Source organism: Parafilimonas sp. (assembly GCF_051953455.1).
GTDB lineage: Bacteria > Bacteroidota > Bacteroidia > Chitinophagales > Chitinophagaceae > Parafilimonas.
This window is the reverse complement of record NZ_JBQCIT010000049.1, coordinates 27570-48766: the sequence shown is the minus strand read 5'-3', so window position 1 is coordinate 48766 and position 21197 is coordinate 27570. Positions and strand designations below refer to the sequence as shown.

General features: G+C 39.1%; 12 protein-coding genes. 7 read left to right on the top strand and 5 right to left on the bottom strand.

Annotated features, from left to right (window positions below):
• From ACTHN6_RS17615 to ACTHN6_RS17600, 4 genes are all read right to left on the bottom strand, one after another.
• Positions 1-301, bottom strand: a 301-nt coding sequence (locus ACTHN6_RS17615) for a hypothetical protein (RefSeq protein WP_440437095.1), incomplete at its 3' end; no start/stop codon positions are given.
• Positions 302-832: 531 nt separating this feature from the next.
• Complete coding sequence (locus ACTHN6_RS17610) at positions 833-2554, bottom strand: heavy metal translocating P-type ATPase (protein ID WP_440437094.1); 1722 nt, start codon at positions 2552-2554, stop codon at positions 833-835.
• Between the two features lie 38 nt (positions 2555-2592).
• The gene (locus tag ACTHN6_RS17605; RefSeq protein ID WP_440437093.1) at positions 2593-2913 is read right to left on the bottom strand and encodes a hypothetical protein; all 321 of its coding nucleotides are present in this window, start codon (positions 2911-2913) and stop codon (positions 2593-2595) included.
• A gap of 247 nt (positions 2914-3160) precedes the next feature.
• The gene (locus ACTHN6_RS17600; RefSeq protein ID WP_440437092.1) at positions 3161-4282 is read right to left on the bottom strand and encodes a serine hydrolase domain-containing protein; all 1122 of its coding nucleotides are present in this window, start codon (positions 4280-4282) and stop codon (positions 3161-3163) included.
• A gap of 365 nt (positions 4283-4647) precedes the next feature.
• Between ACTHN6_RS17600 and ACTHN6_RS17595 the strand changes: the two genes are divergently transcribed.
• From ACTHN6_RS17595 to ACTHN6_RS17565, 7 genes are all read left to right on the top strand, one after another.
• The gene (locus ACTHN6_RS17595) at positions 4648-7050 is read left to right on the top strand and encodes an ABC transporter permease (RefSeq protein ID WP_440437091.1); all 2403 of its coding nucleotides are present in this window, start codon (positions 4648-4650) and stop codon (positions 7048-7050) included.
• A 112-nt stretch (positions 7051-7162) separates the two neighbouring features.
• The gene (locus ACTHN6_RS17590) at positions 7163-9553 is read left to right on the top strand and encodes an ABC transporter permease (protein WP_440437090.1); all 2391 of its coding nucleotides are present in this window, start codon (positions 7163-7165) and stop codon (positions 9551-9553) included.
• Between the two features lie 53 nt (positions 9554-9606).
• A complete protein-coding gene (locus tag ACTHN6_RS17585) occupies positions 9607-11985 on the top strand; it encodes an ABC transporter permease (RefSeq protein ID WP_440437089.1) in 2379 nt (792 codons plus the stop codon).
• 28 nt (positions 11986-12013) lie between these two features.
• Entirely contained in the window at positions 12014-14416 is a 2403-nt protein-coding gene (locus ACTHN6_RS17580) for an ABC transporter permease (RefSeq protein ID WP_440437088.1), read from the top strand.
• Positions 14417-14465: 49 nt separating this feature from the next.
• Positions 14466-16913 (top strand): ABC transporter permease, encoded by a 2448-nt coding sequence (locus ACTHN6_RS17575; protein WP_440437087.1) that lies wholly within the window; start codon positions 14466-14468, stop codon positions 16911-16913.
• A 753-nt stretch (positions 16914-17666) separates the two neighbouring features.
• Positions 17667-18737: a mechanosensitive ion channel family protein gene (locus ACTHN6_RS17570; RefSeq protein WP_440437086.1), complete on the top strand. Its 1071-nt coding sequence runs from the start codon at positions 17667-17669 to the stop codon at positions 18735-18737.
• Between the two features lie 334 nt (positions 18738-19071).
• Positions 19072-19488 (top strand): DUF3875 domain-containing protein, encoded by a 417-nt coding sequence (locus tag ACTHN6_RS17565; RefSeq protein WP_440437085.1) that lies wholly within the window; start codon positions 19072-19074, stop codon positions 19486-19488.
• Positions 19489-20501: 1013 nt separating this feature from the next.
• Here the strand turns inward: ACTHN6_RS17565 and ACTHN6_RS17560 are convergent.
• On the bottom strand, positions 20502-21164 hold the full coding sequence (locus tag ACTHN6_RS17560) for a hypothetical protein (protein WP_440437084.1): 663 nt from the start codon (positions 21162-21164) through the stop codon (positions 20502-20504).
• Positions 21165-21197: the final 33 nt, after the last annotated feature.

Genomic DNA, 21197 nt, shown 5'->3' with positions numbered 1-21197 from the left:
TAACGATGGGTTTTCTGTTAGGCATCCATCGCTGCAAACTGTTTACCAGCCGCATTTTCAGACGCTGGAAGAAATTGTTTTCAGATGCATGCTTCGTATCTTCTTCCGTGTGCATTACTACTTCATCAACCTCTTTTTCATCCAGCGCCAGGCCTGCATGCGCATGGTCAATTGTTGTATGCTGATATTGAAATTTTTCTGCTTTTAGCATCCAGTTTGATATAACCGGCACCAGCGTTTGCGCCGCGGTATAAGAAACGATCATGGCAAAGCCAATGGATAAAGACAACGGAAGGAACATGGCTTTGGGTTTCCCAAAACCACCGTAACATTAAAACCCGACTGCCATTCCTATTAACGTTATTAAGTTTCACTGCGACATGCGCATTTGCTCAGCCAGGCACATTAGATAAAACCTTTAATGATAGTAGGAAGGTGCATGTTCCCGATTATAAACTTTACAGGAATGACAGCTGAAGAAAATATTCCCTCACTATCCGTGCGACATAAAACCTGATTTAAGAAGTGGACAGATCAATCAACACCTGTATCACTATAAATCCAAACAATCCTTTTGCTATAAAAATCCGATTTCCCAGGCGGTCGGATAATTTACCCCACATCAAGGCAAAAACCAGTTGAAAAAACGGGTAAATACTGGTAAGCGCCCCAAATATGAAAATTGATCGCCTTTTGATCAACCCCCCACTTTTTAAGGCAAGCCTTTCGGCAAAAAATGCAAGCACAGCAACACCCCGTAGCCTGTCCTAATAACAAATAAGCTGAACAGGATGGCTGTTACTTCACCCGTGTGTGCCTTTTGGATAGACGGTTATTTATTCCCGATCTTCCTTTTTAAAAGTTGTGCGTTCATTGCTACAATGATCGTGCTCAGGCTCATAAATACGGCGCCTACCGCCGGGCCTAATACAAATCCTGATGAATATAAAACCCCCGCTGCTAAGGGAATGGCTATTGTATTATATCCGGTAGCCCACACGAGGTTCTGGATCATTTTGGTATAAGTAGCCTTACCAAAAAGAATAAGATTGGCAATATCTTTCGGGTTACTGTTTACCAAAATAATGTCGGCGGTTTCGGCTGCCACATCCGTACCCGAACCAACTGCGATTCCAACATCCGCCTGCGCCAGTGCAGGCGCATCATTTACACCATCGCCGGTCATCGCAACAAATTCCTTTTTGTCCTGCAACTGTTTAACGATTTCTACTTTCTGGTGTGGCAGTACTTCGGCATAAAAGCCGTCCAGTCCCAATTCTTTACTTACCGCTTCGCCCACTATTTTGTTATCGCCGGTAACCATATAGGTTTTAACACCATTACGCTTAAACATTTCAATAGCCACTTTACTTTCCGGTCTTACGGTATCTGCCAAAGCAATAAACCCCGTTACCTTTTCATTCACCAGTACAAAGACAACGGTTTCTGCTTTGCTGGAAACAGCATCCGTGGGGAGTAAAATATTTTTTTCTTTTAAATAACCGGGGCTCACCACTTTTACATTTTTCCCTTCTACTTCGGCCTCCACACCCTTCCCGGTAATGGCATTGAACTGATCGGCCCGGGGAACCTTGATGTTCAGTTCTTTTACTTTTTGAATAATACCAACCGCTATGGGATGCTCGGAAGTTTGCTCTAAAGCGCTGGCCAGCCGCAGTACTTCTTCTTTTGTGAAAGTTGGATCAATAGCCTCAAACCGGTTAACCCCAAACACGCCGGTTGTAAGTGTTCCGGTTTTATCGAACAGAAGCGCTGTTATTTTTCGTGATTCTTCAAATGCGGTACGGTTGCGTATCAGCAAACCGTTTTGTGCAGACACCGCCGTAGAAATGGCAACGACTAACGGTATAGCCAGACCCAGTGCATGCGGGCATGCAATGACCATTACTGTTACCATCCGTTCCAGTGCAAATACAAAGGGCTGGCCTGCAATTAACCATACCGCCAGTGTTCCGAAGCCAATCAATAAGGCAATATAGGTAAGCCATTTAGCAGCCCGGTCCGACAGGTTTTGCATCTTCGATTTGGCTTTCTGGGCTTCCTCCACCAATTTGATTACCTTGTTCAGGTAGCTGTCTTTGCCGGTATGTTCTACCTGTACCTTCAGCGAACCATTGCCGTTTACAGACCCGCCAATTACTTTATTCCCTTTTTCTTTTTTTATGGGTTTTGACTCGCCTGTCAGCATGGATTCATTCAAGTAGCTGCTTCCTTCCACAATGATGCTGTCGGCAGGCACTTTTTCACCCGGCTTGATCAATATGATATCATTTTTTTCCAGCACTTCGAGTTTTACCTCTTCTACCTGCCCGTCGGCTTTCACCCGATGGGCTTCTGCTGGCATCATGCTTACCAGCAGTTGTAATGCTTTGGATGCTCCCAATACGGACTTCATCTCCAGCCAGTGACCCAGCAACATGATATCAATAAGCGTGGCCAACTCCCAGAAAAAGTCAACACCCTTCAATCCAAATACCGTAGCTGTGCTATAAAAATAGGCTACCGATATCGCCATTGCAATCAGCGTCATCATGCCGGGGCCTTTCGATTTGAGTTCATTATAAAAACCCTTCAGGAAAGGCCACCCTCCCCAAAAGTAAATGATGGATGAAAAGGCAAAAAGAAAATAGAATTGCCCGGAAGGAGCAAGGTGTATCCAAAGAAATCCTGGATCATAGGAGAGAAAACGAGGATTGGAATGGTAATGAGAGTGGAAATCCAGAACCGTTTCCGGAAATCCTGTATCATCATTTTATGATGGTCATGCCCCGGCATACCCATGGGGATGGCGCCGTGATCGTGTTGCATTTTGGCATGATCCATTTTGGAATGGTCCATGGTAGCCTGCTCCGTTTTGCTGTGATGCATCTGTTCATGTTCATATTGATCCATGGTAACTAACTTTTATGATTGAGAGTATTTTAATTCAAGCGATCTCAAATGCTTGAACACCGTTTCAGCTACTTTGTAATTCCTGTACCAGTGCTTGCCTGCTGGGATGATATGCCAGGGATGCAGGCCGCAATTTTGATTGATATTTCCTGCATTTCTGCAGAGCTACGTTGACCTACTGAAAGATAATGACTCTATTCTATTGAGATTTAAGTTTATTTCTCACCTGATAACAGAATCGGCATAGCTAGTTTGTAAAATACATACCAGCGATTTGATCAATAATTAATTCAGGCGAACATCCGCTAAGATTAGTCAGCAGTATAATCGATAAATTATCTTCCGGGTAAATCATAAATGCCGCCCGGCCGCCTCCAATTGGGGCAATAGCTGGATGCCTGCTTCGAACAACTACCGGCCAGCCTAGTGCATAACCATTTAAAATATCACCAAAACCTTCAATTTTCCCGTTGTTCAATTTCACAGGCTCCCACATTGTTTTAATATTTTCTTTTTTCCTGAGAAGCCGGTTATCCTGCAGAGCGATAATCCATCGGGCCATTTCCTCTGCTGTACTGAACATACCTGCATCAGCCCTGAATATTTTCGGAAAATTTTCATAAGTTTCAAGCAGTTGATCGCGCTTTACATATTCCCCCGACTCTTTATCGAAATAATAGTAGCAATAAGTCGGGGCTTTATTTTTTTCGACATCATAAGAATTTCCAAAAATGGTTTTCGTCATTCCTACAGGGTTTAGTTGATATTTCCGGATGAATTGTTCGAAAGGAAGTTTGCCATACTTTTCAATTACTTTTTGCAGTAACAGATAATTAGTGGCGTTATAACTGAACCGGTCTCCCGGCTCAGCTTGCATGGGCATTGCTTGAACTGTTTTCCATGCAGTGGCTTCCCCCTTGTTGCCCACAAGCCCTCCGGTGGAATCATCTTCGATGTCAGGAAGACCGGAAGTGTGACCGAGCAATTGCCTGAGCGTAACCGGTTGCCAGTTTGCCGGTAAACTGTCCAGGTAATCCCCGACCGGCTTTTGGATGCCAATTTTACCTTCCTCAACCAATTGCATAATTGCGGTCCCTGTAAACACTTTGGCTATGGAGTTTATTGAAAACAAAGTATTTTTTGTAACCGGAACTGAAAAAGCAACATTTGCCATTCCCATCGCTTCCGACAATACTATTTTGTTGCCTCTGATAACAACCACCTGAAGCCCGGGAATCTGTTCATCCACCATTTTTTCATGAAGAAACTTATTTATTTTTTCAGTGGTTGTTTGTGCTACTGATGCTTTGCCAGCGAGCAATAGAATACTATAAAGAAGTATTGATAAACTATGTCTGATCATTGACATACTATATTAAAATCATGAATAATGAGAACATGTAAAAAAACAGTTGTTTCCAATCAAATATACAGGATGATGCGAATAGGCTAAACAGCCTATAATGGTGCCTTCCGGCACAACACCTTACCGGACATTCGAACAGCAGTACCAAGTTCATACCCGTACAAAAACTGTTCGTTTCCGAACAATAACCAAAATTGTTTTTCCTGAAATGCTTGCTGAATAAGGGTTTTGGTATTGGCATACTCGTTGAAACAGCTTAGCTTGATGAGTTCCGTTCGTGAAGGATTACGCTTTTAAATACTTTCTGCCGGCAGATGGGAAATCGGCAGATTTTTAATCAGGCTGCTTTCATCACTAAATCAACTTGTATGTTTAAAAATTATTGCAAAACCGCGTGGCGCAATCTTGTACGCAATAAAACCTATGCTGCTCTAAATATTGTCGGCTTGTCATTGGGCATTGCCTGCAGCATATTAATTTTTACGATTGTTTCTTATCATTTAAGCTTTGACCAGTTCAATAAAAATAAAGACAGGATTTATCGCATCGTTACTGAAATACATGTTGGCAATATTTTTTATTCACGGGGCACACCTTCGCCATTGGCAAAAGCAATGAGCAGTGATTACACGTTTACTGATAAGGTTGCAAGAGTAAATGTATTCTGGAAGGCATCTGTTACCATTCCATCATCACAAAATGAAAGCAAAAAATTCAGTGAAGAAAATGGCTTTGCTATAACTACTTCAGATTTCTTTGACATTTTTAATTTTCCGCTTGCAGAAGGAAATATAAAAACAGCACTTGCTGAACCGAACACAGCCATCATCACCCAAAAACTAGCAGAAAAATATTTTGGTAATACAGATGCAATGGGCAAAGTGATACGCATTAATAATATTGCTGATTGTAAGATAACGGGCGTATTAAAAGACATTCCTCTAAACACTGACAGAACGCAGGAAATTTATGTAAGCGATAAAACTTTAAAAGCATTTAGCGACTGGCTGGCAAGTGATGACAGTTGGGACGGATTTAGCAGTGAAACCAACACTTTTCTTTTGTTGAAGCCAGGCATAACAGCAGCAGCAGTTGAAAAAGTGTTTCCCCAACTGATGAATAAATATTACGCAAACAGAGAAAACAAAAATGCTTTTAAATTTAAAATGCAGCCATTGAGTGATATTCATTTTAATGCTGATTACGATGGTTATGCAGATAAAAAGTATTTATGGGCCGCTGCTTTTATAGGATTGTTTTTGATAATAACTGCCTGTGTCAACTTCATCAACCTTGCCACAGCGCAGGCATTAAACAGAAGTAAAGAAATTGGAATAAGAAAAGTGTTAGGCAGCATGCGCAAACAATTGTTTCGGCAGTTTATTGCAGAAACAGCGCTGATTACGCTGTTTGCGGTTTTACTCGCTTTTTGTTTGGCAGAATTAAGTTTACCTTTTGTAAACAGCCTGTTCAAAACGGAGCTTACAATTAATCCTGTTTATAATTTATCGCTCTTATTATTTATTGCTATTACAGCCATTGTAGTTGTTTTTCTTTCAGGTTCATACCCGGCGTTAATATTATCAGGCTTTAAACCAATTACAGCTTTAAAAGGAAAACTTTCTCAGAAAAATGTTGGCGGGTTCTCTTTACGTCGAGGGTTGGTAATCACACAGTTTGCCATATCTCAACTCTTAATCATCGGCACTATTATCATAGCGGCACAAATGCATTTTTCAAAAAATACAGATTTGGGTTTTGATAAGGATGATATAGTTATGCTGCCTGTTCCGATCAACGACAGCACCGGTAATTTAAAAATGCACTTATTAAAAAATGAATTGAAAGAAATTCCAAATATTAAGGATGTTAGCTTATGCACGGAAGCGCCAGGTTCAAACCATAGTTATTTGAAAGGCATACGTTATGATAATAAAGCAAAAAACGAGCTATGGTCAGTCAATGGAAAAGGCATTGACGAAAATTATCTTTCCTTATTTAACTTAAAACTCGTTGCAGGCAGGAATATTTACGCTTCGGATACTATTAATCAATATATAGTAAATGAAACGATGATTAAAAAACTTGGCTTAAAATCTCCGCAGGAAATCATCAATAAAATTATAACAGTAGATGGCGTTAGTGCCCCTGTTGTTGGTGTAGTAAAAGACTTTTATGATAAATCATTTCGTGCGGACATAGACCCTGTGGCTATGTTTCCATCTTATGCTTACAGCGAGCATTTTGCAGTGAAGATGAATATGCGGAATATGCAACCGACGCTTACAGCCATAGAAAAATCATGGAACAGTGTTTACCCTCAATATGTTTACAACAAAGAATTTTTAGATGATAAGATTGCGAAGTATTATGAGCTCGACGACATCATGCTAAAGCTGATTGAATTTTTTGCAGGCATAGCTATTTTAATTGGCTGCCTTGGTTTATATGGATTGGTTTCGTTTATGGCTATACAGAAAACAAAAGAGATAGGCGTACGCAAAGTATTGGGCGCACGTATTGAAAGTATTTTATGGTTGTTTGGAAAAGAGTTCGGCCGTTTATTGATAGTTGCATTTGCTATAGCTGCTCCCATCGGCTGGTTGCTTATGAACAAATACTTGCAGGACTTTAAGTATCGAATACAAATAGGCTTTGGTGTTTTTCTTTTAGCTATTTCCATAACGTTTGTTATAGCATTGCTCACAGTTGGTTATCGGTCATTAAAAGCAGCCATTGCCAATCCGGTGAAGAGTTTGAGAACAGAATGAAGAATTATAAATGATGAGTAAAAGCTAACAGCTTACTTATATATAAAATGTACAACTTAAAAAATTGCACAACGTGTTTAAAAATTATTTCAAAACTGCATGGCGCAGCATAATGAAGAATAAAATTTATTCCTTCATTAATATCTCCGGGCTAACTATTGGCATTGCGGCAACGCTGTTAATTTTTATGGTGGTATCGTATGAACTAAGCTATGATACGTTTCAAAAAAACTATAACAGTATTTATCGCATTGTAACCAATACAAGCCATAAAGATGGTAATACCGAACACAATCCGGGAATGGAAGTGCCTGCAATAAATGCGGTTACTGCCAGCTTTCCGCAGTTTACAAAAACAGTTCCTGTAACAGAAGCCGACTGGCCGCAGTTTACAGTTTTAAGTAACAACAAAAACGATGTTGCCGCATCCGATAAAAAATTTATAGAGCAGGAAAAAACAGCGCTTTTCACAAAGCCTTCTTACTTCGATGTTTTTAATACAACCTGGCTCGCTGGAAATAAAAATGTTTTGAATGACCCTTCGTCTGTTATTTTAAACAGAACACTTGCTAATAAATATTTTGGCGACTGGAAGAATGCGATGGGCAAATTTTTAAAACTGGATAACACCATCTTATTACAGGTAAAGGGTGTTGTAGAAGATGCGCCGGAAAATTCGGATTTTCCCATCATTGCATTCCTGCCGTATGATGCGCTTAAAATATATGGAACCATGTACGGGCATTCAGATAATTGGGGCAGCCTGGGAAGCAATAACCAGTTGTATGTGGTGTTACCGCAAACAGGCAATGTTGCTTCCGTAAATGCACAGCTTAATACATTCATCACCAAACAAAAGGAAAAAGATTTAAGCAGTAGCAGGCATTACGAATTGCAACCCTTAAAAGATATGCATTTCAACCGGCATTACGGAACTTTCGGCGACCACATCAGCAACAAGAATATCTTACTAACGCTTGCCTTAATTGGACTGCTGATTATTGTAATGGCATCCATCAATTATATAAATCTTGCAACAGCGCAGGCAATTGGCAGAAGCAAAGAAATTGGAATACGCAAAGTGTTGGGCAGCACACGCAGCCGTTTAATTGCACAGGTAATGAGTGAAACGTTTATAGTGGTGGTTATATCAACCTGCATTGCTGTGCTTATTGCAAAATTATCGCTGCCATATTTATCGCACGTGGCAACCGTACCGGCTGATATCAGCCTTGTTAACGCATCAACTGTATTTTTTCTGTTAGCTGAAGTTGTTATCGTTACTATTCTTTCAGGCATTTATCCTGCTATTGTTTTATCGCGATACAAACCTGTGCAGGCATTAAAAAGCAAGATGGCTTCTGCAAGTATTGGCGGTATGTCGTTAAGAAGAATTTTAGTGGTAACACAATTTGCCATTTCGCAAATGCTGATTATAGGAACTATTGTTGCGGTAAGCCAGATGAATTATGTGCGCAATGCAGACCTTGGATTTGATAAAGATGCCGTGCTGATTTTGCCTGCTTATGCTGACAGTGGACACCGCTACCGCATGGAGCCGTTAAAACAGCAGTTACTTCACAACCCTGGCGTAGAAAGTGTTTCATTTACAAGCGACGAACCTTCATCTAACAATAAATCTGCTACCAATTTTGCATTCAATCATACAGAAGATAAAGACTTTCCCTTGTACCTGAAAAACGGTGATGAAGATTATATAAAAACATTTGGTTTGCACATTATTGCCGGCAAAAATTTTACAGCAAGCGATACTTTAAAAGAAGTAGTAGTGAATGAAGCGTTGCTGAAAAAGCTTGGTATTACTGATGCACAAAAAGCCGTTGGAAAAGATATACGCATTGGTGGCGGCGAATGGGTGCCTATAGCTGGCGTAGTAAAAGATTTTAAAACGACTTCTTTAAGAGATGCCGTGCCTGTGCTTGCTATTTTTCCCGGGAAAGATAATTACTACGAAGTGGCAGTAAAGCTTCGCAAAGGCAACATTGCGCAAACAGTTGCGCAGGTAAAAAGCATATGGGAAAAAACATATCCTGAGTATGCATTCATGAGCCATTTTACTGATGAAACCATTACAAAGTTTTATGCACAGGAAACAAGGCTTGCATTGCTGTATAAAATTTTCGCAGGCATCGCTATTTTTATTTCGTGCTTAGGTTTGTATGGCTTGGTTTCTTTTATGGCAGTGCAGAAAACGAAAGAAGTGGGCATACGCAAAGTGTTGGGCGCCGGTGTTGCCAATATTGTTTACCTGTTTTCAAAAGAATATGTATGGCTTATTGCTGTTGCTTTTGCCGTAGCCGCGCCGGTTGCATGGTATTTTATGAATAACTGGCTGCAGGGTTTTGTGTACAGGATAAATATCAGCTTTGGCATATTTGTACTGGCGGTTGTTGTTTCATTTTTAATCGCATTGTTTACCGTTAGCTATCGTGCCATCAGAGCTGCAAATGCCAACCCGGTAAAAAGTTTAAGAACGGAATAAATCTGTTAACAACGAATAGTCAGCATTAAATCAGCTATCGCAAATCAAATTTTATGTTCAAAAATTATTTCAAAAATGCCTGGAGAAATTTATTGAAGAATAAAATTTCTTCTATCATTAATATCAGCGGGCTTGCTGCCGGAATGGCTGTGGCCATGCTGATTGGTTTATGGATTTGGGATGAAATTTCATTTAATGATTATCATAAAAACCATAACAGAATTGCCCAGGTTATAGATTTTCAAACTTTCAATAACCAAACAAGCAGCAGTGAACTGGCGTCGATACCAATGGCTGAAGTGTTGCGTAATAACTATGCTTCTGATTTTAAGCGTGTGGCGCTTGTTTGGCAGAACTTTACTCATATTTTATCACTGGGTGAAAAAAAACTTTCTGTTTCCGGTGTATGGACCCAGCCTGCGTTGCCTGAAATGCTTACACTTGATATGCTTGAAGGCAGCCGTAATGCGTTAAACGACCCTTCTTCTGTTTTAATTGCACAATCCGTTGCCAAAGCTATGTTTGGCGATGCCGATCCTATGAACAGAACAATAAAGATGGATAACATGATGCAACTGAAGGTAGCCGGTGTTTTTAAAGATTTGCCTAAAAATTCATCTTTCTATGAAACTAAAATATTTCTTCCATTTGACAAAGCCGTAAATGAATTTGCAGGCTGGGTAAAAGATGCACAAGGCGACTGGAACACACGCTTCTGGAAATTATATGTGCAGATGAATGATTATGCCGACATAGAAAAAGTGAGCAGCAAGATAAAAAATATTCCTTCCGCCCATGTGAAAGATGGCAATGAGCAGGTAATGCTCTACCCAATGAATAAATGGCACTTGTACAATGAATTTGAAAACGGAAAGCTGGCTGAAGGGCGTATTCGCATTGTGTGGATGTTTGGCACTATTGGTTTGTTTGTATTGCTGCTTGCCTGCATCAATTTTATGAATTTGTCAACTGCAAGAAGTGCCAAAAGAGCAAAGGAGGTTGGCGTTAGAAAAACACTTGGCTCATTGCGTATTCAGTTAATAAAACAATTTCTTACAGAGGCCTTATTAAATGCATTCATCGCACTGGTAATTGCCGTTGCCATCACTCAATTATCCCTTCCTTTCTTTAACAGGCTTACAGATAAAGCAATTGTTATTCCATATAGTTCTACCCTTTACTGGATATTAATATTAAGCTTCACTGTTTTTACCGGTGTTATTGCAGGCAGTTATCCTGCATTTTATTTGTCGGCATTTAACCCTTTAAAAGTTTTAAAAGGAAACTTTAAAACAGGGCGCTTTGCTTCGGTCCCCCGTAAAGTATTACTGGTGGTGCAATTTTCTGTTTCTATAACACTCATCATTGCCACAATCGTTGTTTACAAACAGATTCAGTTTGCAAAAAACCGCCCTGTTGGTTATGCAACTAATGGATTAATTACCGTTAGCATGAACACGTCCGATCTATACCAGGCTTCTTATAATAACATGCGAAATGATTTAATAGAAACAGGCGCAGCTTTAAACATGACCAAATCATCTGTAAGTTCAACGGAAGTACCAGAAGATGAAAAAGGTTTAAGTTGGGAAGGAAAAGCGCCCGGCACAACGCCCCTTTTCAAAATTATCAGGGCAACGCATGATTATGGCAATACGCTCGGATGGCACCTTTTGGCAGGAAGGGATTTCTCAAGAATTTTTGCAACAGACAGCAGTGGAATAATAATTAATGAAGCTGCTTTAAAGTTAATGGGTTTTAGACAACCCGTTGGAAAAACAATAAGATGGAACGGAAGAAATTTTACGGTGCTTGGTGTAGTAAAAAACCTGGTTATGGGTTCCCCCTATCAACCTGCAGAGCCATCCTTATTTGTATTGGATTATGATTATGCCAATTTTATTACCGTGCGTATAAATCCACAAATGCCTGTACGTATCGCATTAAGCAAAATTGAAACTGTTTTTAAAAAATACAATCCCGCAAGCCCGTTCATTTTCAAGTTCACGGATGAAGAATTTGCAAAAAAATTCGCAGATGAAGAACAAATGGGAAGCCTTGCAACTATTTTTTCCTTGTTGGCCATCTTTATTTCCTGTCTCGGCCTGTTCGGGTTGGCTTCATTTGTTGCGGAACAACGCACCAAAGAAATTGGTATAAGAAAAGTTTTAGGCGCATCGGTATTCAACCTCTGGCATTTATTAGCCAAAGAATTTATCTTGATAGTCATCTTATCCTTTATTATAGCGGTGCCGGTTTCTCATTATTTTATACATCACTGGCTGCAGCATTATCAATACCGCATAGAAGTATCATGGTGGTTCTTTGCATTGGCAGGTATTGGCACAATCATGATCACATTGTCTATAGTAAGCTTTCAATCCATCAAAGCAGCGATAACAAATCCGGTAAAAAGTTTAAGAACGGAGTAAAACTATCTAATAGCTCAAACAAACTTCTATGTTTAAAAATTATTTCAAAATAGCCTGGCGCAATATTTCAAAATATAAATTCCATTCATTCATTAATGTTGGCGGACTTGCAATAGGTATTGCATTTGCATTTTTAATTGGTGCCTATGTTTGGAATGCTTTGCGCGTAAACGCTTCGCTTAAAAATGAAAATGATCAATACATCATTCAAACAAAATATGGAACTGACCCGACTTTTTATTTAACAACATTCGGCAATCTTGCAAAGGCATTGAAAGAACAATACCCGGGTTTGGTTGCCAACTATTATCGCTGGGATGGTATTACTTCAACTGTATCAAAAGGAGATAAACATTTTCGCGAAGGCATTCAAATAAATGACAGCACGCTCTTTTCAATGTATGGCTTTCCGGTTTTACATGGCAATATCAAAACTGCTTTTAATGACCCATATTCCGCAGTAATTACAGAAGAAACTGCAAAGAAATATTTTGGCAGAACAAATGTTGTTGGGCAAACATTTACCATAGATAATTTTTCAGGCGGCCAACACGGTTTTATGATTACGGCAGTATTAAAATCAATGCCGGAAAATTCTATAAGCAAAATAAATGATGATAATATCAACGGCGTTTTTTTATCGCCTGGTTCTATAAATTTTTTTAACAGGCAACAAATGGATAGCTGGAACAACGCATCAATTGTTAGCTATATTCAATTACAAAAAGGTGTTACACCAAAACAACTTGAAGAACCTATCAGGCATTTGATTCATCAAAACACTTCAGTTGATTTAAAGCAAACGCATACGGTGATTGTATCGTTAAACGATTATTATTTGCAGGCGAATAATAACCTGGTTGAAAAAATGTTATACACGCTTTCGTGCATTGCTGCATTTATTTTATTGATGGCTATTATCAATTTCATAAATATTTCCATCAGCAAAGCATCATCACGCATGAAAGAAATTGGTGTGCGCAAAGTGCTTGGCGGCATGCGAAAACAATTAATACTTCAATTCTTAACTGAATCTGTTTTGCTTGTTTTCTTTTCGACGATGGTAGCGCTTATAATTTATGTGTTCATGCGTCCTTATTTAAGTAATGTATTGGGCAAAAACATTCCAACATTCTTCAGTTTTCCTGTTTATATATATTTCATACCAATATTGCTTACGCTTATCATTGGTTTGCTCGCCGGCATTTATCCTGCAACCGTTTTATCATCTCTAAAATCTGCTGAAGTAATCAAAGGAAAGCTTACATCAATAAAAGAAAATATTTTACTGCGTAAATCGTTGGTCGCTTTTCAATTTTGTATTGCAGCAATTGTTTTAATCGGCAGCATCGTTATTTCGAAACAGGTAAATTATTTGTTTGGTAAAGATTTGGGTTATGATAAAGAATATCTCATATCTGCGCAGGTGCCAAGAGACTGGAGTGCACAAGGCGTTGCGCACATGGAAACCATTCGCAATGAAATTGCATCCATGCCGCAGGTAAGTAATGCCGCAGTATCATGGGAAATTCCAAACGGAAATAACGGAAGTAGCGCAGCTTATAAATTAGGGCAAGATTCAACCCAGGCAATTTATACAGAGCTTTATACCACGGATGAAAATTATGCATCAACGTATAAAGTACCCATGGCGGCCGGTAATTTTTTTAATACCAATGAAGCGAACGATTCTTCAAAAATTGTTATCAACGAAACGTTCGCAAAAGCCTTTGGCTGGAGGGATGCACATGATGCCATCAACCAGCAAATAAAATTACAAGGTTTCGGCAATACCCTCTTTACTATTTCAGGCGTGGTTAAAGATTTTCATTTATGGAGCATGCAGGGAACCATCCCGGTAATGTGTTTTGTGAATGTAAAACTCAATCCGTTTTATCGTTATCTCACCATCAGGTTAAAGCCAGGAAATATTCCGGATGAAATAAATGCGCTGCAAAAAAAATGGTCTGCATTAATGCCTGGCGCTCCATTTGAATATCGCTTTATGGATGAAACGCTGCAAAAGATTTACAGCACCGAACTGCAGTTGAAACAAGCTGCTTATACATCAACTGTTTTATCATTAATTATTGTGTTGCTTGGTGTGCTTGGATTGATTTCATTAAGCATTCAAAAACGCACGAAAGAAATAGGTATCAGGAAAGTGTTGGGTTCTTCAGTAAGTGGTATTATTAGTTTATTCATGAAAGAATTTTTATGGATTATTGTTATTGCTGCGATTGTTGCATGCCCGCTTGCTTACATGATTATGCATGGCTGGCTGCAAGGTTATGCTTACAGAATTAATGTAACAGCAACACCATTTATTATTTCAATTATTTGTCTGGGGTTGATAACAGCATTATTGATTTGCATTCAAACAATAAAAGCAGCAATCGCAAATCCTGTAAAGAGTTTAAGAACAGAATAAATCTTAGATAACAGCTAATGACTGAAAGCTATTAACCAAACAAAAACTTATGTTTAAAAATTATTTTAAAACAACATTTCGGCACCTATGGCGGCAACGACTATTTACTGCATTAAACATTTTAGGGCTGGCCATCAGCATCAGCGCCTGCTGGGTTATTTACTGCATCGTAAGTTATGAGTTCAGCTACGAAAAAAATCTTCCCGGTAAAGAAAACATTTATCGTGTACTAACGGGCTTTGTGTTTGATGAAAAAGAGCAATACAATGGTGGTGTGTCTAAACCAATGTACCAGGGCATTCGCCAGGAAATTGTCGGTATTGATTATACAGTGCCTTTGCTTGGTGCAGGGCTTAAAGCGCTCCAGGTAAATTACAGCAATGGTAAACCGTTAATGGTTGACGAGCCTGAAAATGTGGCAGCAACCGATTCCACCTATTTTACTATGCTGCCTTACCATTGGCTGGCAGGCAATAAGCGATCAGCTTTTACTGCGCCAAACAGTGTTGTACTTACAGAGAGCCGGGCAAAAAAATATTTTCCTAATCAAAAACTGGCCGGTATACTCAATCAAACTATTACCTATTATGGCTACCAGGATACCGTTACGCGTACTATTACCGGTATTGTTGCCGATTACCCAACGCCTACAGAATTTACTACACAGGAGTTTTGTTCGCTGCCAGCGAAAGCCTATGAAATGGCGCAATGGACAAACACCAACGGCTCAGATAAGCTTTACCTGCAATTAAAACAAGGTGTAAATCCTGCTGAAATAACAGCAAAAATTGACAGCCTTTCTGCTAAAAAAAGACGAGCATTTGAAGCAACACGAACTGATAATTTCAAATACAAACAATGGTATGAATTACTCCCGTTGAAAGAATCGCATTTCGCTACCATGCTTCAATGGGAAGAGCGCAAAGCCAGCAAACCCGTGTTATATGGTTTGATGGGCATTGCCCTGTTCCTGCTGCTGCTGGCTTGCATCAATTACATTAACATGAGTATTGCCGGCCTTCCGCAACGGGCAAAAGAAATTGGTGTGCGCAAAACGCTGGGCAGTAGCCGCAGCCGGTTAATCAGCCAGTTTTTAAGCGAAACCTTTATTACAACTATACTGGCAGGCGTTTCTTCATTCGTGCTAAGCCAGCTTGGTTTCTGGTTGTTAAGCGATATTATTCCGCAAGGAATAACGCCCTTTGCCAACGTATGGCAGCTCATTATTTTTATCATCATACTGGCAATTATTGTAACGGTATTAGCGGGTCTTTACCCGGGCTGGCTCATCACAAAAGTGAAGGCAGTAAATGTATTCAGAAATACGTCGCTCAGGCAAAAAAACAGCAGCGGCTTTAGCCTGCAAAAAGCGTTAATCGTGTTTCAGTTTGTAATTGCACTGGTGTTTATTACAAGCGCCATTATTGTAGCAAAACAGTTACAGTATGTGCTTAACAGTGATATGGGTTTTAATAAAGATGCGGTAGTGCTGGCAGATGTACCATGGAAATATGCAAGCAATAAAAACTATGCAGGCAAACAATTTACGCTGCTGGCAGAACTGAAAAATATTCCCGGCGTACAAAATGCTGCTTTAGGCGATGCGCCGATGAGCAGGAATTACTCATCAAGCCAGTATGATTATACACCCAATGGAAAAGAACCCGTTAGCAGGCAGGTTTTCAGGAAAGAAGTGGATACAGCCTACCTCCGTTTATATGGTATGAAACTGGTAGCCGGAAGAAATATTTATGCATCAGACACTACCAATGAATATGTAATTAATGAAACGGCTGTACATGCTTTTGGGTTCGCATCGCCGCAGGATGCACTTGGTAAAATGATTGGACAGCAGCATGCAAAGTTTCCCATTGTTGGTGTGGTAAAAGATTTTCACCAGCAAAATTTTTACACCACCATCGACCCGATGGCTTTTGAAAGCGATAAAGAAGGCCTCTCTTCATTTAATATCAAACTTGCAGGCGATCCATCGCGGTGGCAAAAAACATTGAAGGCTATTGAAAAAACCTGGTACCAGTTTTATCCACCCGAAAGTTTTACCTATAAATTTTACGATGAAGCCATTGCCAACATGTACCAACAGGAAGAAAACCTGGCGAAGCTTATCAATCTTGCTACAGCCATTTCTATATTCATCAGTTGCCTTGGCTTATTTGGAATTGCCGTGCTTACTGCATTTCAGCGAACCAAAGAAATTGGTATCAGGAAAGTGCTGGGTGCATCTGTTGCGGGTATTGTGCAGTTGTTATCTAAAGAATATGTAGTGCTGGTTATTATCGCCACGCTCATTGCATCGCCGCTTGTGTGGTGGGCAATGAACAAATGGCTGCAAAAATTTGCTTACCGCATCAGTATAGAATGGTGGATGTTTTTACTGGCAGGCATGGTGGCATTATTGCTTGCACTGATAACGGTAAGCTTCCAGGTAATTAAAGCAGCAAGAGTGAACCCGGTGAAGAGTTTAAAAACGGAATAAAAATTAGCTAACAGCTAATGGCTGGTAGCTATTAGCTTAAACAAAACGTATGTTTAAAAATTATTACAAGATCGCCTGGCGCAATAAAGCTTATTCAATACTAAGTGTTATCGGAAAAAAATTCATGGAAAAGTTTTTAAATCAAAATTGATCTTGCAATAAAACGTTTGGAGAAAGTCTATCAGTGCACAAGACTATTCTTTGAAATCTTAAATGTGCTTAACGATTTTTTCAGCTTCTTATTTATCGATAGCCGCTATTAATGCAGGGCAATTTTGTGCTGTGATTGAAACAGTATTTTTTAGATATTAGCGGATCATCTCGATAATGCGGAGGGTAAATAGTACTCAAACAGAAGTTGCCAGCCTCTATGAAGATTGGCTATAGCTTTGGCATATCACCCGCTTACGTAAAAGCCCTTGCGACAGCATATTGCTGCAAAAACCATTTGAAAAGGAAAAGATTGTTAATTGTATCTCGGTTGCAGAAAATCTCATCAATTTTTTATCAAAGGAATGCCATTATAGCGGCTAATGAACCATTCAGTGGATGTGTTGGTGCCGCATTAGTTTGGCAGCCAATAACCGGTAGAATGTTTTATGGAGGATTAAGGCCAGGATGAAATAACGGACGATGAAACAGGCGTGTTGATTTTATGCTCGTATATTTTTCCAATTAAAAACTTTTTGTTATTATCCGGCTTGTGTTTGCAATCGCGCAACAATAATTGTATTTACCTGTAAAATTTGAATCATGAATAACCTTTTAAACAATGTTTATTTTGGAAACACCTTGCTTACATGGATAATCGTTATTGGCGGCATTTTGGTCGGATTGGCTATGTTAAAATTAATCAAAGGTGGTTTGCTTAAACGGCTTAAAAAATGGTCACAAAAAACAAAAACCTCGTTGGACGATTTTATCATAGAGTCATTTGAAAGATCACTAATACCTATTTTATATACCCTTGTGGTCTATGGAGGTTTAAACTACCTCAATTTTCCGAAAAAAATAGATGACATTATCCATGTCGCGTTGCTGTTGGTTTGCACTTTCTTTATTTTAAAATTTATTAGTGCAACCGTACAATATTTTGTATTAAGCTTTTTAAAACACCAGGATGATGCTGATCTTAAGCAAAAGCAGGCACGAGGTTTATTGGTTATTATCAAAATAATCATATGGATGCTCGGCATCGTTTTTCTACTCGATAATTTAGGATATAATGTAACTACAATTATTGCAGGTTTGGGTATTGGCGGTATTGCCATAGCATTGGCAGCACAAGCTATTTTGGGTGATCTCTTCAGTTATTTTGTAATTCTTTTTGATAGGCCATTTGAAATAGGCGATTTTATTATTGTTGATGATAAAATAGGGCTTGTTGAATACATTGGCATTAAAACAACAAGGATTAAGGCTATTACAGGCGAACAACTTGTTTTCTCCAACAAAGACCTCACTGATTCCCGCGTACATAATTTCAAACGTATGGAAAGAAGAAGAGTGGTCTTTAATATTGGCGTTACCTATCAAACGCCTGCTGATGTATTGGAAGCTATTCCGGAAATAGTAAAAGATATTATCACAAGCAATGAAGATCTAACTTACGATCGTGGTCATTTTTCAGGCTTTGGAGATTTCAGTTTAAACTTTGAGTTTGTTTACTTCGTACTTACGGCAGATTATAATCTTTATATGGACAGGCAGCAGGCTGTATACCTTAACCTTTACAGGATATTTGAGAGCAAAGGGATTGAATTTGCTTATCCAACACAAACATTGTTTGTTAACCGGAATACGCCTGAACAGAAAATCGCTTAAGCTGGTTAAGCTTATAAATAATTAAAGTGAAAAAGAGGTTGAAAATGGCATTATTTTGACTTCATTTGATTTCTGCCATATAGGTAACGCTGAACACCGAAGAGGTTTGCTTTATAGTAGCTGCCATATATGTCCTGATGATCTTATGTGTTTTGAACTTTGATCATTTCAGATGGAATGATGGTAACTTTTGCCAAACCCATACTGTGCGTAAAATAATGCGGGAATAACGCCACAAAACAAATTACTAGTTACTCAGAGCTGTTCCAGGCATAGTCTGCCCGCTGACGCTAACTCAAAAAAAGTAAATGATGGAAAGCGACTTGAAGACATATTGCCAATATTTGGTGTGGAGCATGATTGCATCCTTTCAAAGCAAGGTGACATTACCATTGCTTATGAAGTGCGGCTGCCGGAACTCTTCACCTTATCCGACCAGAAATACGAAGCTTTACATCAATCATTGATCAAGGCGGTGCGCATACTGCCAAAGCATGCGGTATTTCATAAACAGGATTGGTTTGCGGAAGCAAAGTATGCTGCAGATTTCAGTAAAGAGGATACCAGCTTTTTGACGAGAAGGAGTGAACGCTTTTTTAATGAACGCCCTTACCTCAATCATCTCTGTTTTATCCTGTTGACAAAGAAGCCTGCCGGAAGGAAAGTAAGCAGTTCTGTTTTCTCCAACCTGCTGTGTTCTTCCATCGTTCCCGAACGAACATTAAAGCCCCAACTGTTGCAGGATTTTTAGACAGCACGGGGTAATTTGAAAGAATTTTAACGGATAGCGGTTTTGTACAATTGGCGCGGTTAAATGATGATGCCTGTTGGGCACTCGTTGAAAAGTATATGAATCTGGAGCCGGAGGATGATTCTATCATACTGAAAGATATACTGGATATTTCGCCCCATAGTTTACCAGTTATTTCGGAGGGTAGTTTACCAATTATTTCGCGGCAAAGTTTACCAGTGTCTGATGTATAAGCACGTGTATTTCGGAGTAAACTTTACTACAGGTTATTAGTTTTTTCGCGCTGACAATACGGCACAAAGTTTATCACTTTCTTAAATAGTATAAGAGCATTTTATCACCGGCTTCGTCTTGCATTCAAAAGCAAAGCATGCCCAATAAAGTGATTACGATACATTTTGTACGTTCCGTTATCAGTTATCTTTCAAAAGGTTGCTCCCTTCGTTGTATCAGCAGAGAATTAAATGTATCACGCCCTACCATTACTGCGTATACTTCCGCTTAAAAAGCCATCCAGGTTCGCATTTGATGATTTATAGTCATTGGATGATGCGCTCGCTTCCATTGTATATGCACCCATAAAACCAATAACAGAAGATGCCCGTAAAGCAGACTTTAGCCAACGGGTTTGTTACTTTTTAAGCGAGCTTAAACGTACCGGCGTCAGACTGTGAAAAAACTCTTTAGAATTAAAAACGCGGGCTGGTAAATATATTATAAGCGTAATAGCTTTGCCCTTACTCCATTGTTTATTTTGTTGATGACTTTATAGGCAACAACTAAAGCAGCACATTTTTGAAGATAGAGTTGTGCGATTTCTTCAGATATGTTGCGGTCATACCGATCTCTAAAGTATGTAATTGTATAGGAAATAAGTTCTTTTGAAAACACATAAACATTGTTTCAAAAAAGATCGGTAGAAATAGGTTGAATTATGTTGCAGTCAGCTTCATTTCTCACTAGTAAAAAATGTTGCAGTTAGAATAACGCGGCCTGACGGTTATCGGTGAGGCCTATCTAGTTGTATAAAATGAGTTATAGTTTGATTGTATTTGGCAAATGCTTCCGTTCTTAAGCCTGTAAACTGAAAAGAATTTTCTTTGGATATAGCAAAAAAATGTATGAGATATGTTGGTATTTACAAAATGCACCATTTTTAGTACAGAAAGATCTGAACCGAATATTTCAACTAAAAGTTCGTACTGATCCTGATCTAATGCCAGTATATATTCCTTACTTAAAGCCTTTAAATACTTTACCTTGAGCGTTTGCGATAATAAATTACGATTTAGTTCATCTAAAAACTCTAGTGAGATTTCCATATAGTCGAACAAATCAATGGTGTTGTTCGCGTCTTCCCAGGTTTCCATAAACCACTTTATATGAAATTTAGCCGGATCAGTATGTTCTTGATATAACATTCTTTTCTGTTCAGACGCTGGTTCAGTAGGTGGAAAAGGAGAGATACTTACAGATGAATCAGTTTGATGCAATTGTAAGCCTGGCAGTCTATTGTATATCCGTACTTTCAAAAATTGCTTCAGATGGCTATTTCCTCTTAAAAAATCATAGAGACTTATAAGGTTTGTATTTATAGAAGGTATGACGCCCCCATGGCGTTCTGCATCACGTTGCCTGGCAATTATTGATGAAGGATTTAATAATAGAATTTGCACTTGCGGACGCTTTTTTTCTGATACAAAGCATGC

Coding starts and splice junctions, on each gene's coding strand:
- ACTHN6_RS17585 (WP_440437089.1), top strand. CDS start 9,607: ATGTTCAAAAATTATTTCAAAAATGCCTGGAGAAATTTATTGAAGAAT.
- ACTHN6_RS17610 (WP_440437094.1), bottom strand. CDS start 2,554: ATGATGACGCTGATTGCAATGGCGATATCGGTAGCCTATTTTTATAGC.
- ACTHN6_RS17590 (WP_440437090.1), top strand. CDS start 7,163: ATGAAGAATAAAATTTATTCCTTCATTAATATCTCCGGGCTAACTATT.
- ACTHN6_RS17575 (WP_440437087.1), top strand. CDS start 14,466: ATGTTTAAAAATTATTTTAAAACAACATTTCGGCACCTATGGCGGCAA.
- ACTHN6_RS17605 (WP_440437093.1), bottom strand. CDS start 2,913: ATGGATCAATATGAACATGAACAGATGCATCACAGCAAAACGGAGCAG.
- ACTHN6_RS17580 (WP_440437088.1), top strand. CDS start 12,014: ATGTTTAAAAATTATTTCAAAATAGCCTGGCGCAATATTTCAAAATAT.
- ACTHN6_RS17570 (WP_440437086.1), top strand. CDS start 17,667: ATGAATAACCTTTTAAACAATGTTTATTTTGGAAACACCTTGCTTACA.
- ACTHN6_RS17595 (WP_440437091.1), top strand. CDS start 4,648: ATGTTTAAAAATTATTGCAAAACCGCGTGGCGCAATCTTGTACGCAAT.
- ACTHN6_RS17600 (WP_440437092.1), bottom strand. CDS start 4,282: ATGTCAATGATCAGACATAGTTTATCAATACTTCTTTATAGTATTCTA.